This is a genomic window from Photobacterium sp. ABD4_091, from assembly GCF_056160145.1.
Genome location: NZ_JBSWWQ010000001.1, coordinates 1,036,498 through 1,049,684, shown reverse-complemented (window position 1 = coordinate 1,049,684; position 13,187 = coordinate 1,036,498). Strand labels below are relative to the sequence as shown.

The 13,187-nt window shown below is 52.7% G+C and carries 10 protein-coding genes and 15 tRNA genes; all 25 read left to right on the top strand.

Going from position 1 to position 13,187, the window contains the following annotated elements:
* Positions 1 to 181: 181 nt before the first annotated feature.
* The 25 genes from pncC to ACXAGQ_RS04615 all read left to right on the top strand — a co-directional run bounded on the left by pncC (position 182) and on the right by ACXAGQ_RS04615 (position 13,187).
* Positions 182 to 658, top strand: coding sequence for a nicotinamide-nucleotide amidase (gene pncC, locus ACXAGQ_RS04735; protein WP_475252186.1), 477 nt, complete (start codon positions 182 to 184; stop codon positions 656 to 658).
* A 134-nt stretch (positions 659 to 792) separates the two neighbouring features.
* Positions 793 to 1,845, top strand: coding sequence for a recombinase RecA (gene recA / locus ACXAGQ_RS04730; protein WP_475252184.1), 1,053 nt, complete (start codon positions 793 to 795; stop codon positions 1,843 to 1,845).
* An 89-nt stretch (positions 1,846 to 1,934) separates the two neighbouring features.
* A complete protein-coding gene (gene recX, locus ACXAGQ_RS04725; protein ID WP_475252182.1) occupies positions 1,935 to 2,396 on the top strand; it encodes a recombination regulator RecX in 462 nt (153 codons plus the stop codon).
* A 280-nt stretch (positions 2,397 to 2,676) separates the two neighbouring features.
* On the top strand, positions 2,677 to 5,301 hold the full coding sequence (gene alaS / locus ACXAGQ_RS04720; RefSeq protein WP_475252180.1) for an alanine--tRNA ligase: 2,625 nt from the start codon (positions 2,677 to 2,679) through the stop codon (positions 5,299 to 5,301).
* A 16-nt stretch (positions 5,302 to 5,317) separates the two neighbouring features.
* Positions 5,318 to 6,496 (top strand): aspartate kinase, encoded by a 1,179-nt coding sequence (locus ACXAGQ_RS04715; protein WP_475252178.1) that lies wholly within the window; start codon positions 5,318 to 5,320, stop codon positions 6,494 to 6,496.
* Positions 6,497 to 6,581: 85 nt separating this feature from the next.
* Complete coding sequence (gene csrA / locus ACXAGQ_RS04710; protein WP_036818084.1) at positions 6,582 to 6,779, top strand: carbon storage regulator CsrA; 198 nt, start codon at positions 6,582 to 6,584, stop codon at positions 6,777 to 6,779.
* Between the two features lie 205 nt (positions 6,780 to 6,984).
* Positions 6,985 to 7,077, top strand: a tRNA-Ser gene (locus ACXAGQ_RS04705).
* A 33-nt stretch (positions 7,078 to 7,110) separates the two neighbouring features.
* Positions 7,111 to 7,187 (top strand) — tRNA-Arg (locus ACXAGQ_RS04700).
* A gap of 52 nt (positions 7,188 to 7,239) precedes the next feature.
* Positions 7,240 to 7,316 (top strand) — tRNA-Arg (locus ACXAGQ_RS04695).
* 11 nt (positions 7,317 to 7,327) lie between these two features.
* Positions 7,328 to 7,420, top strand: a tRNA-Ser gene (locus ACXAGQ_RS04690).
* Between the two features lie 34 nt (positions 7,421 to 7,454).
* Positions 7,455 to 7,531, top strand: a tRNA-Arg gene (locus ACXAGQ_RS04685).
* 49 nt (positions 7,532 to 7,580) lie between these two features.
* Positions 7,581 to 7,657 (top strand) — tRNA-Arg (locus ACXAGQ_RS04680).
* Between the two features lie 10 nt (positions 7,658 to 7,667).
* A tRNA-Ser gene (locus tag ACXAGQ_RS04675) sits at positions 7,668 to 7,760 on the top strand.
* A gap of 38 nt (positions 7,761 to 7,798) precedes the next feature.
* A tRNA-Arg gene (locus ACXAGQ_RS04670) sits at positions 7,799 to 7,875 on the top strand.
* Between the two features lie 89 nt (positions 7,876 to 7,964).
* A tRNA-Arg gene (locus tag ACXAGQ_RS04665) sits at positions 7,965 to 8,041 on the top strand.
* A 42-nt stretch (positions 8,042 to 8,083) separates the two neighbouring features.
* A tRNA-Arg gene (locus tag ACXAGQ_RS04660) sits at positions 8,084 to 8,160 on the top strand.
* 88 nt (positions 8,161 to 8,248) lie between these two features.
* A tRNA-Arg gene (locus ACXAGQ_RS04655) sits at positions 8,249 to 8,325 on the top strand.
* 50 nt (positions 8,326 to 8,375) lie between these two features.
* A tRNA-Arg gene (locus ACXAGQ_RS04650) sits at positions 8,376 to 8,452 on the top strand.
* 37 nt (positions 8,453 to 8,489) lie between these two features.
* A tRNA-Arg gene (locus ACXAGQ_RS04645) sits at positions 8,490 to 8,566 on the top strand.
* Positions 8,567 to 8,615: 49 nt separating this feature from the next.
* Positions 8,616 to 8,692: transfer RNA gene (locus ACXAGQ_RS04640), tRNA-Arg, on the top strand.
* 37 nt (positions 8,693 to 8,729) lie between these two features.
* Positions 8,730 to 8,806, top strand: a tRNA-Arg gene (locus ACXAGQ_RS04635).
* A gap of 585 nt (positions 8,807 to 9,391) precedes the next feature.
* Complete coding sequence (locus ACXAGQ_RS04630) at positions 9,392 to 9,643, top strand: oxaloacetate decarboxylase subunit gamma (protein ID WP_475252176.1); 252 nt, start codon at positions 9,392 to 9,394, stop codon at positions 9,641 to 9,643.
* A 69-nt stretch (positions 9,644 to 9,712) separates the two neighbouring features.
* A complete protein-coding gene (gene oadA, locus ACXAGQ_RS04625) occupies positions 9,713 to 11,497 on the top strand; it encodes a sodium-extruding oxaloacetate decarboxylase subunit alpha (RefSeq protein WP_475252175.1) in 1,785 nt (594 codons plus the stop codon).
* Between the two features lie 9 nt (positions 11,498 to 11,506).
* Positions 11,507 to 12,637, top strand: coding sequence for a sodium ion-translocating decarboxylase subunit beta (locus ACXAGQ_RS04620; RefSeq protein WP_475252173.1), 1,131 nt, complete (start codon positions 11,507 to 11,509; stop codon positions 12,635 to 12,637).
* Between the two features lie 118 nt (positions 12,638 to 12,755).
* Positions 12,756 to 13,187 carry a YqaA family protein gene (locus tag ACXAGQ_RS04615; protein WP_475252171.1) on the top strand — a complete coding sequence of 144 codons (432 nt, stop codon included), beginning with the start codon at positions 12,756 to 12,758 and terminating at the stop codon, positions 13,185 to 13,187.

Here is a 13,187-nt window from a genome sequence, read left to right as displayed (position 1 = left end):
GCCCGGGGGAAGTTTCTGGTCGCTTAGGATACGTGATCCCGACCTGTCGGCAAAGGGGAGAGCGGGTATTTTTCCTCCGGCACAATTTGCCAAGCGCCAAGGGGTTGCCCGCGGCTGGCGAGGCAAGTAATGTGTAGGCAATACGCCACATGAGTCTGGCGGTACCAACTAGGGAGTGATAATGGCATTAGCATTACAGGTCGGCCAGGCTTTGGGTCTGCGCAATTGGGTGGCGGTCACCGCCGAATCCTGCACTGGCGGTGGCGTTTCTACGGCAATCACGGATATTGCAGGCAGTTCGGCTTGGTTTGACCGGGCTTTCGTGACCTACAGTAATGAGGCCAAGCAGGAGATGCTCGGTGTCAGGGCAGAAACCCTGGCTGAATTTGGCGCCGTGAGTGAAGCGGTGGTCGCTGAAATGGCACTGGGGGCATTGGAGCATTCCCGTGGCGATATTTCGGTGGCGATCAGTGGTATTGCCGGTCCTGGAGGCGGCAGCGAAGAGAAGCCCGTCGGGACTGTGTGCTTTGGCTGGGCCGATGCAACCGGTAAGCTGAAAGTGGAAACCTGCCTTTTTGCTGGCGATCGCCAAGAGGTACGCCAGCAAGCTGTTGAAAAAGCGCTGTCTGGATTGATTGCCCTCATGGTGCAATCCTGAGTAGATGCGGGAGCCACATCAATTTGGCGAAAAAATTTTCATACAGTGCTAGACACTGTATGAATAGACAGTATACTAATCATCATTATCAGTACTTAGTTTAAGCATTAATTAAGCATCCCTTGGAGAGTCGAATGGACGACAACAAGCAGAAGGCACTCGCCGCCGCGTTAGGTCAAATTGAAAAGCAATTCGGTAAAGGCTCGATCATGAAGTTGGGCGACAACCGCACTATGGATGTCGAAACCGTGTCTACCGGTTCTCTGTCTCTCGATATCGCCTTGGGTGCTGGTGGTCTGCCAATGGGCCGTATTGTTGAAATCTACGGTCCTGAATCTTCAGGTAAAACCACGCTGACACTAGAAGTTATCGCTGCTGCCCAGCGCCAAGGCAAGACATGTGCCTTCATCGATGCTGAGCATGCCCTTGACCCAATTTACGCCCAAAAACTGGGTGTAGATATCGACCAGCTATTGGTTTCCCAGCCGGATACCGGTGAGCAGGCGCTGGAAATTGCCGATGCCCTAGCACGCTCTGGCGCGGTTGATATTCTGGTTGTCGACTCCGTTGCCGCCCTAACGCCTAAGGCTGAAATCGAAGGTGAGATGGGTGACTCGCACATGGGTCTGCAGGCACGTATGCTGTCTCAGGCAATGCGTAAGATCACCGGTAACCTGAAGCAGTCTAACTGCATGTGTATCTTCATCAACCAGATCCGTATGAAGATCGGCGTGATGTTCGGTAACCCAGAAACAACTACGGGTGGTAATGCCCTGAAGTTCTACGCTTCTGTTCGTCTTGATATCCGTCGTACTGGCGCGATCAAAGAAGGTGACGAGGTCGTTGGTAACGAAACCCGTATCAAGGTTGTTAAGAACAAGATTGCTGCACCGTTCAAGCAGGCTGAAACCCAGATCCTTTACGGCAAAGGCTTCAACCGCTACGGCGAGCTTATCGACCTTGGCGTGAAGAACAAGATGGTTGAGAAAGCCGGTGCTTGGTACAGCTACCAGGGCGACAAGATCGGCCAGGGTAAGGCAAATGCGTGTAAGTACATCGAGGAAAACCGCCATATTGCCGAAGAGCTTGAAGCGAAATTGCGTGAACTTCTGCTAACACCAGCAGTGTTGGAAGAAGCGGCAGCAGACGCCCAAGTTGAAGAAGATGCCGAAGATCAGGCGTTCTAAATCATTTAGCCTGTCAGGCTAGGTGACAGAATAGCAAAACGGGCGGGGTAGCATTACCCCGCCCGTTTTTTGTTTGGAGCGAGAAGACCATGAGAACTAAGAAACCAGCACAAAGTGCCAAGCAGGCTGCCGTGAGGTATTTGTCACGCCGTGACCATGCCGAGCTGGAGCTGCAGAAAAAGTTGCTGGCACGCGGCTATGAGCAGGCTGAAGTCGATGAGGCCGTTTCGCTGTGCCAAGACTATAACTGGCTTGATGACGCCCGCCTTGCCGAGCGGTTGCTAAATAACGGTATTGCCAAGGGCTGGGGGCTGCTGCGGATCCGCCAGGAAATGGAATTCAAGGGCATCCATGAGGAAGTTATTCGCCAGCTGTTCGAAGACGATGAGTTCGACTGGTTCGAGCATGCCCGTGATGTTGCCCGGAAGAAGTATGGCGACACCCCGATGGAAACGGATAAGGAAAAAGCCCGTCGTCTGCGTTTTATGCAATCTCGGGGCTTTGACTTCGAGCAGGTGAAATATGCTCTCGGCGTCGACGATGAGTACTGAGATGGCGGCAATCAGCCGCCAATAGCTGGAATCCCACCTTCAATCCCCTAAATCTCACCCCTGCACACCGCCGATGGGGGACAAATTGCCGTATTTCTGAACATAACATTTCCCGTATTGGCTGCCGTTGTTTTACAATAACCGCCAAAGAATTTATTTTAGTCCCATCACTGCCTGCCCGAATTGTCCTGCCGAGGGCATGGTGGAACTCAGGGCAGGCGATTAAGACAGTTAAATTCGACCATTCAGTTTACATAAAAGCATTATTCAGGATTTGCCAATGTACATGAGCACTGATGAGATTCGCCGTGCGTTTCTTGCGTTTTTTGAGAGTAAAGGCCATCAGGTAGTCGAGAGTTCTTCTCTTGTGCCTGCCAATGACCCTACGTTGCTGTTCACCAACGCGGGTATGAACCAGTTTAAAGATACATTCCTAGGTCTGGAAAAGCGCAACTACACTCGAGCAACGACAGCTCAGCGCTGTGTTCGTGCTGGTGGTAAGCACAACGACCTGGAAAATGTTGGCTTTACCGCCCGTCACCACACTTTCTTCGAAATGCTGGGTAACTTCAGCTTCGGCGATTACTTCAAGCAAGACGCGATCAAGTTTGCTTGGGAATTCCTGACAGTGACACTGAAGCTGCCGGAAGACCGTCTGCTGGTTACTGTTTACGAGACCGATGATGAAGCGTTCGACATCTGGAATAAAGAAGTAGGTGTACCGGCTGACCGCATCGTGCGTATCGGCGACAAGAAAGGCGGCAAGCCGTTCGAGTCTGACAACTTCTGGCAGATGGGTGACACAGGTCCTTGTGGTCCTTGTACCGAAATTTTCTACGATCACGGTGATCACATCTGGGGTGGCCGCCCTGGCACACCTGAAGAAGATGGCGACCGTTTCATCGAGATCTGGAACAACGTATTTATGCAGTTCAACCGTCAGGCTGACGGTACCATGGAGCCGCTACCTAAGCCGTCGGTAGATACCGGTATGGGTATCGAGCGTATCTCTGCGATCATGCAGGGCGTGCACTCAAACTACGAGATCGATATCTTCCAGACCCTGATCAAAGAAGCTGCAGCTGTTATTGGCCATGACGATCTGGGCAACCAGTCACTGCGCGTTGTGGCTGACCACATCCGCTCTTGTGCGTTCCTGATCGCTGATGGCGTGATGCCATCAAACGAAGGTCGCGGCTATGTACTGCGCCGTATTATCCGCCGTGCTGTTCGCCACGGTAACAAGCTGGGCGCGAAAGGTGCCTTCTTCTACAAGTTGGTGGGTCCTCTGGCTGAGATCATGGGCACTGCTGGCGAAGAGCTGAAGAAACAGCAGGAAATGGTCGAGAAAGTACTGAAGATCGAAGAAGACAACTTCGGCCGCACTCTAGATCGTGGTATGGCGATCCTAGCTGAAGCGCTGGACAACCTTGACGGTAAAGTGCTTGACGGCGAAACCGTGTTCAAACTTTACGACACCTACGGTTTCCCTGCTGATTTGACTAACGATGTCGCTCGTGAGCGTGGTTTTTCTATCGATGAAGAAGGCTTCAACGATGCAATGGAAGCCCAGCGTCAGCGTGCACGTGATGCAGGTCAGTTCGGTGTTGATTACAACGATGCGATCAAAGTCGATGCGGAAACTGAGTTCTGCGGTTACGCGGCGACCGAAGGTCAAGCCACTGTAGTTGCGCTTTACCGTGAAGGCGAAGCCGTTGATGCAATCAACGCTGGTGAAGACGGTTTGATCGTATTGGACAACACGCCGTTCTACGCTGAGTCAGGCGGTCAGTGTGGTGATACGGGTGCAATGACGGCTGACGGTGTTCAGTTTGTGGTTGCTGATACCCAGAAGTTCGGCAACGCTATCGGTCATACCGGTAAGTTGGCTGAAGGTGTGTTGAAAGTGGGTGATAAGCTAACCGCAACGGTTGATGCAGTGCGTCGTGCAGCGATTAGCTTGAACCACTCAGCCACTCACTTGCTACACGCAGCACTGCGTAACCTGCTTGGCGAGCACGTGACTCAGAAGGGTTCACTGGTTAAGCCTGAAGGCCTGCGTTTCGACTTCTCTCACCTAGAAGCGGTGAAGACGGAAGAACTGCGTGAAATCGAGCGTGTCGTGAACGAACAAATCCGTTTCAACCACGCGATCAACACTGATGTGATGGACATCGAATCAGCCAAAGAAAAAGGCGCGATGGCGCTGTTTGGCGAGAAATATGATGATGAAGTTCGCGTCCTGAGCATGGGTGACTTCTCAGTTGAGCTGTGTGGTGGTATCCATGCCTCTAACACGGGTGATATTGGTCTGTTCAAGATCGTTTCTGAAGGTGGTATCGCAGCGGGTATCCGCCGTATCGAAGCCGTAACCGGCGAAGCGGCGATTGCAGCGCTACACGATCAGGAAGCGCTACTGGCAGAAACCGCAAGCCTAGTGAAGTCTGACGCGGCGTCAGTTGCGACCAAGGTGAGCGCACTTGTGTCTCACAGCAAGCAGCTGGAAAAAGAAATCCAGCAGCTTAAAGACAAGTTGGCTGCGCAGGAAAGTGCAGGCCTTATCAACAAGGCACAGGAAATCAACGGCGTTAAGGTGTTGGTAACCAAGCTTGAAGGTGCAGACAACAAAGCCCTACGCGGTATGGTTGACGAGCTGAAGAACCAGCTAGGCAGCGGTATTGTTGTATTGGGTAACGTCAGCGGTGACAAAGTTGGTCTGATTGCCGGTGTAACCAAAGATCTAACTGGCAAGGTGAAGGCTGGTGAGCTGGTTAACCTTGTTGCCCAGCAGGTTGGCGGTAAGGGTGGCGGTCGTCCGGATATGGCCCAGGCCGGTGGTACTGATGCCGCAGCATTGCCTGCTGCACTGGAGTCAGTAACCCCTTGGTTGGTTGAAAAACTGTAATAGTTGGAGAGGTGCAGTGGCACTATTAGTGCAGAAATTTGGCGGTACGTCGGTCGGGAGCATCGAGCGTATTGAAGCGGTGGCTGAGCGCGTGATCAAAGCGCGCCAGCTTGGTCATCAGGTAGTGGTGGTTGTCTCGGCAATGGCTGGCGAGACTAACCGTTTGCTGGGGCTGGCAAAACAGGTAGATGCTGTCCCCACCCAGCGTGAGCTGGATGTCTTGTTGTCAACCGGCGAGCAGGTCACGATTGCCCTGCTCGCGATGGCCCTGAACAAAAGGGGCTATTTGGCAACATCATTGACTGGTGATCAGTTAGGTATCCGCACTGATACTGTATTTAATAATGCCACTATCACTGAGGTGGAGACCGAAGTAGTGACTGAGCTGCTGGCACGCGACCATATAGTGGTGGTCGCTGGCTTCCAGGGGCGTGATGGCCGAAATAACATCACGACCTTGGGGCGCGGTGGCTCAGATACGACCGCGGTCGCTATCGCTGGTGCACTGGCTGCGGATGAGTGCCAGATCTTCACGGATGTCGACGGGGTCTATACAACGGATCCCCGTTTGGTCAGTGAAGCATCCCGTTTGTCGACGATTCATTTCGATGATATGACGGCAATGGCACGACATGGCGCAAAAGTGCTACAATTACAGTCGGTTGAATATGCTGAGCAACACCAGGTTCCGTTGAGGGTCCTGTCATCGTTTGATGAAGGGGAAGGAACCTTGGTCGATTTCTCGGAAGTTTCATCAACAGGGGCTGCCGGCGTTGCCGTTAAAGGCCAGCAGGCACTCTACCGAGTGGCACAACCGCTTGAAAAAGTGGAACAACAGTTAAGCTTGTTGGGTGTCGATGCTTGGTGCTATGGTGATAGTCAGCAAGTGACCTGTATCGTTGCGGCCGATGATGAATTGGCCCGGCTGAATGTTGTATTAGACAAAACAGAATTGGCGCAACCCGCTGTTGCTACACTGACCCTAGTCGGGGAAGGGGTAGAAGGGCGCAGCACACAAGTGGCTGCCTCGTTGGCAGAAAAAGGGGTGGGTGTCTTTCAAAGAAAAAGCACTGCTCGTTGTGTCTCACTATTGATCAATGGGCAAGATTTACAGTTAGCTGTAGAACATATCCATAAAAAATTTGTGGTGGAGCCGGAAAGTCTGGATAATCGACCACTTCTCGCTGTTTCTTGAGCAGTGAACATTTACGAAAATGTAAATATTGTTGGATAATAAACGTTAACTCTTATAATACTGAGATTACTCAAGGAGCACACGAATGCTAATTTTGACACGTCGCGTAGGTGAAACGCTAATGATCGGTGATGAAGTCACCGTTACTGTTCTTGGCGTTAAAGGTAACCAAGTTCGCATCGGTGTAAATGCACCGAAAGAAGTTTCTGTTCACCGCGAAGAAATTTACATGCGCATTCAAGCGGAAAAAGAAACGGGTTCCCAGGGTTCTGGTAACTACTAATTCGAAGAAGGTCGGCTTTCATGCTGGCCTTTTTTGTAACTGCCCCTCACGCCATACTCTTGAATCTAGAAGAGATACAGGGCCTTTACGGGCGATAATGTGCCGTGTTGGCTATTAAGTGCGCATCCGCGCAGTGGATGTCGTTTTTTCATAATAAAGTGTTTGACTTATTTTTGGCTGGCAGTAATATGGGCCCCCGCAAGACGGTGAGGTGGCCGAGAGGCTGAAGGCGCTCCCCTGCTAAGGGAGTATACGGTTTATAGCCGTATCGAGGGTTCGAATCCCTCCCTCACCGCCATTCATTTTTTTAGAGTGAATGATCTTGCATTGCGCGTCCGTAGCTCAGCTGGATAGAGTACCTGGCTACGAACCAGGCGGTCGGAGGTTCGAATCCTCCCGGACGCGCCATTATTGAAAACAGTATGGCCATAGGCGGTACTGGTAAAACCGAATTAAGTGTGCGCTCGTAGCTCAGCTGGATAGAGTACCTGGCTACGAACCAGGCGGTCGGAGGTTCGAATCCTCCCGAGCGCGCCATTAATTTGTGTGGTGAGGTGGCCGAGAGGCTGAAGGCGCTCCCCTGCTAAGGGAGTATACGGTTTATAGCCGTATCGAGGGTTCGAATCCCTCCTTCACCGCCATTCTTTTCTTCAAGTGTATCTTGAGAAAGCCTGCGCGTCCGTAGCTCAGCTGGATAGAGTACCTGGCTACGAACCAGGCGGTCGGAGGTTCGAATCCTCCCGGACGCGCCATTATTACAACGTACTGCCTTTGGCGGTGCTATAAAACCGAATTAAGTGTGCGCTCGTAGCTCAGCTGGATAGAGTACCTGGCTACGAACCAGGCGGTCGGAGGTTCGAATCCTCCCGAGCGCGCCATAATTTGTGTGGTGAGGTGGCCGAGAGGCTGAAGGCGCTCCCCTGCTAAGGGAGTATACGGTTTATAGCCGTATCGAGGGTTCGAATCCCTCCTTCACCGCCATTCTTCTCTTCAAGTTCTGCTTGAGAAAGAAAGCCTGCGCGTCCGTAGCTCAGCTGGATAGAGTACCTGGCTACGAACCAGGCGGTCGGAGGTTCGAATCCTCCCGGACGCGCCATTATTCTTAAGTATCAATGGATTGTTACTTACGCCAATGTCGGAAACGCATTGGTCATTAGGTGTTTCCTAACCGAAAACAGATTCTGCGCGCTCGTAGCTCAGCTGGATAGAGTACCTGGCTACGAACCAGGCGGTCGGAGGTTCGAATCCTCCCGAGCGCGCCATTCTTCTAATATGTTCTGCCTTAGCCAGAATGTATAGCCTGCGCGTCCGTAGCTCAGCTGGATAGAGTACCTGGCTACGAACCAGGCGGTCGGAGGTTCGAATCCTCCCGGACGCGCCATTATTTCTAAGTATCAATGGATTGCTACTTATGCCAATGACGGAAACGCATTGGCTGTTAGGTATTTCCTAACCAAAACCGATTTTGCGCGCTCGTAGCTCAGCTGGATAGAGTACCTGGCTACGAACCAGGCGGTCGGAGGTTCGAATCCTCCCGAGCGCGCCATTATTGACAACGTACTGCCCTAGGCGGTGCTATAAAACCGAATTAAGTGTGCGCTCGTAGCTCAGCTGGATAGAGTACCTGGCTACGAACCAGGCGGTCGGAGGTTCGAATCCTCCCGAGCGCGCCATTATTCAAAATGTACTGCACAGCAGCACATTGCCTGCGCGTCCGTAGCTCAGCTGGATAGAGTACCTGGCTACGAACCAGGCGGTCGGAGGTTCGAATCCTCCCGGACGCGCCATTATTACAACGTACTGCCTTTGGCGGTGCTATAAAACCGAATTAAGTGTGCGCTCGTAGCTCAGCTGGATAGAGTACCTGGCTACGAACCAGGCGGTCGGAGGTTCGAATCCTCCCGAGCGCGCCATTATTCAAAATGTACTGCTCAGCAGCACATTGCCTGCGCGTCCGTAGCTCAGCTGGATAGAGTACCTGGCTACGAACCAGGCGGTCGGAGGTTCGAATCCTCCCGGACGCGCCATTATTGAAAAGCTCAGCCTCGGCTGGGCTTTTTTTCTATCTGCCTTCTCCCAATCTGCCTTTGCTCCAATCTGCTTTTCCCCAAAAAAAGCCTTTCCTGCTTCCTTTACTACCATTTTCTTTTCTCGTGCTTTCTTGACTTCCTTGCTCTGTATTGCCCCTTTACGCGCCCCTTTATGTGTCCGCAGCCCAAAGGTTTTAGCTCCTAAGCACCAATCGAGAAGGGTTTGGGATGAATCACAGATCTGGCTATACCGATGATATAAGTTACAAAACAATGACTTTGTAATACTTGCCACTGCAAGATTACGTTTACGTAAACGTAATTTATATGGCGTAAAGTGAGTGGTGCCTAGGTTGGTGCTGCCCGTGGGGCAAAAGTGGTGAAATCGCAGGGTAGGAAGTAGAGCTGGGGTTACTCCATTGAATGCATATTTAGGCTCAATTATGTAATTTTACGATCAAACCCCCAGAAAAAGGTTAAATAACCGCCATTCGTTGGCGCGTTGTTAATCAATTTGACATAAATTTACTGAACGTGGTATTTGTTAACCCGCCTATTACAAAATGAATGAAAGGAAGCATTATGGCAGATCTAGGTCCTTTGCTGTGGGAAGCTGCGACGATCATGATTACCGGAATGGTCGTGGTATTTATGTTTCTCAGTATTTTGATCTATTTAGTGCAGCTGCTGGCCAAAATTGCGCCTAAAGAGACACCTGATGTGTCGGCAACGCGCCAGCCATCACCAGTTGCTGTTAATCACAATGGCGTACAGCCAGAGGTTGTTGCGGCTATTTCCGCTGCGGTACATCGCTACCGGGAGCAGAAAGCCTAGTCGATAGCGTTGCTGTCGCTTGATCATTGTGATTTTTTAGGAAGTATTTTTTACAAGGAGTTTGTGAGCATGTCCAAGCCATTAGCGATCACTGACGTCGTGTTACGTGATGCCCACCAGTCGTTATTTGCTACCCGTCTTCGCATCGAAGATATGTTGCCGATTGCCGAAAAGCTAGATGATGTCGGCTACTGGTCACTGGAGACCTGGGGTGGTGCGACTTTTGATGCCTGTATCCGTTACTTGGGTGAAGACCCGTGGGAGCGCCTGCGTTTGCTCAAGCAGGCAATGCCGAAAACCCCGATGCAGATGCTGCTTAGGGGCCAAAACCTGTTGGGCTACCGCCACTACGCCGATGATGTGGTAGAGAAATTTGTAGAGCGGGCCCACGCCAACGGGATGGATGTCTTCCGTATCTTCGATGCGATGAATGATGTCCGCAACTTTGAGAAAGCCGTCAAAGCGGCGGTTGATGTCGGCGCCCATGCCCAGGGGACAATCTCTTATACCACTAGCCCGGTTCATAACCTCGATACCTGGACAGACTTGGCAAAACGCCTTGAAGACCTGGGCTGCCACTCAATTTGTATCAAGGACATGGCTGGCCTGCTTAAGCCTTATGAGGCCGAAGAGCTGGTCAAGCGTATCAAAGCCTCCTGTGATATCCCGCTGGCACTGCACTGCCATGCGACCACTGGCCTGTCGACGGCCACAGCGGTCAAAGCCGTTGAAGCAGGGGTGGATATCCTCGATACCGCCATCTCTTCGATGAGCCAGACTTACGGCCACACGCCAACGGAAACCGTCGTGGCGATGTTGGAAGGTACTGAGCGTGACACCAAGCTGGACTTGCAGCAGCTTGAGCCGATTGCCGGCTACTTCCGCCAGGTACGCAAGAAGTACGCGAAATTCGAAGGCAGCCTAAAAGGGGTCGATGCCCGTATCCTGCTTGCCCAGGTTCCCGGCGGTATGCTGACCAACATGGAAAGCCAGCTCAAGGAGCAGGGTGCGGCAGATCGTTTTGACGAGGTGCTGGCAGAGATCCCACGGGTGCGTGAAGATCTCGGCTTTATTCCGCTGGTCACCCCGACATCGCAGATTGTCGGCACTCAGTCAGTGATCAATGTGCTGACTGGCGAGCGCTACAAGAGCATCAGCAAGGAAACGGCAGGGGTACTCAAAGGCGAATACGGCGCGGCACCTGCACCGGTCAACGCCGAACTGCAGGCCCGGGTACTTGAGGGGGCAGAGCCAATCACCTGCCGCCCGGCAGACTTGCTGGATGCTGAGCTAGATACGTTAACCACCGACCTGGTTGCCAAGGCTAAGTCCGAGGGTATTGCTCTAGCCGATGAGCAGGTCGATGATGTACTGACCTATGCCTTGTTCCCGCAGGTTGGTTTGAACTTCCTGAAAAACCGCAACAATCCAGAGGCATTTGAGCCAGTACCTGGCACTGAACCTGAAGTAGTAGCGCCTGCCGCCCAGCCAGCCCCTGCGGCAAGTGCAGCCTCGATAGAAGCATACAGCGTCAAGGTCAACGGCCAGGTGTACAACGTTGAAGTTGGCCCAAGCGGTGAGCTGACCTCGGTAGAACCTGCTGCGTCGAGCGCTCCGGCGCCAGCGCCACAGGCGAGTACTGCCGAAGATTTACCGGCGCCACTGGCGGGCAATATCTTCAAGATCAATGTCCAGCCAGGCCAGCAAGTGTCTGAAGGTGATGTCTTGGTGATCCTCGAAGCGATGAAGATGGAAACTGAAGTCCGTGCAGCCCGCAGCGGTACGGTACAGGATCTCCATGTCAAGGAAGGCGATTCAGTGGCAGTCGGCTCGCCGATCCTGAGCCTGGCATAAGAGGGTACCATGGACGGATTATTAACTCTCTGGAACGAGACGGGGATTGCCAACTTTGAATTCGGCCAGCTGATCATGATGCTGGTCGGTGCCGGCCTGTTGTTCTTGGCGATCCGCAAGGGCTTTGAGCCTTTGCTGTTGCTGCCGATGGGCTTTGGTGCGATTTTGGCCAACATCCCCAATGCTGGCTTTACCGAGCCGGGTGGCCTGCTGTTCTACATCTACTACATCGGTATCGAAACCGGTGTCTTCCCGTTGCTGATCTTCATGGGCGTAGGGGCAATGACGGATTTCGGGGCATTGATTGCTAACCCGAAAACCTTGTTGCTTGGTGCCGCGGCACAGTTTGGGATCTTCTTCACCCTGTTTGGCGCGATTTTGCTTAATGCCGTTCCGGGAATGGAGTTCACCTTGGCTGATGCCTCTTCCATTGCGATCATCGGTGGTGCCGATGGCCCGACGGCTATTTTCCTCGCCAGCCGGTTATCGCCGGATTTGCTCGGGGCGATTGCGGTCGCAGCCTACAGCTACATGGCCCTGGTGCCGATTATCCAGCCACCGATCATGAAGGCATTGACGACCCCGGAAGAGCGCCAGATCAAGATGCAGCAGCTGCGTGACGTGAGCAAGACGGAGAAGATCCTGTTCCCGCTGGCGGTGTTGCTGATGACGATCTTGTTCCTGCCGTCGGCAACGCCACTGGTCGGGATGTTCTGCCTGGGTAACCTGATGCGTGAATCCGGCGTGGTGGATCGCCTGTCGAATACGGTACAGAACGAGCTGATCAATGTCGTGACCATTATGCTTGGCCTGGGGGTTGGCTCTAAGCTCGCTGCCGAGCAGTTCCTGCGCTTCGAGACTCTGGGTATCCTGTTACTGGGTGCGGTGGCGTTCAGTGTCGGTACCGGTGGCGGTGTGTTGATGGCGAAGGCGCTCAACCGCTTTAGCAAAGAAGATATCAACCCATTGATTGGTGCGGCCGGGGTATCGGCAGTGCCGATGGCGGCACGGGTGGTCAATAAGGTCGGCCTTGAGGCCAACCCGCAGAACTTCCTGTTGATGCATGCCATGGGACCGAACGTGGCCGGGGTGCTGGGTTCGGCGGTAGCTGCAGGTATCCTGTTGGCGTTGGTAGGCTAAACCGACTGGCAGCAAAATATCGCAACAATTTAAAACGGGCATCCTCCGGGGGGGCCCGTTTTTTTTGCCTTTAGATCGGGTAAGGTACAGCAACCATATCAATCAACTAGAACGATCAATGCTAGAGTTATTTAATGGCGAGTCAGCCCTGTGGGTCTTGTTTACCACCGGCTTTTTGAGTGCAACCTTGTTGCCGGGCGGCTCGGAAGCAAACCTCATCGCGACGCTGAAGCTAGGCGACAACGCTGTGTGGTTGGTAGTTACCGTGGCAACAATTGGCAATACCCTGGGGGGAATGACCAACTATTGGCTGGGTAGATTACTGCCAGATAAAACTTCTAAAGAAAAACACGGTCATAAAGCAATACTATGGCTAAAAAAATACGGCTACTGGTCGTTGTTCTTCAGCTGGTTACCGGTTATTGGTGATCCGCTGTGTCTGGCCGCTGGCTGGCTGCGGATGCGTCATTGGCTCAGCTTTTTCATTATCATGGTGGGAAAAGCGGCGCGTTATACCGTACTAGCTTTGCTGGTCCAAGGTTTATTATAA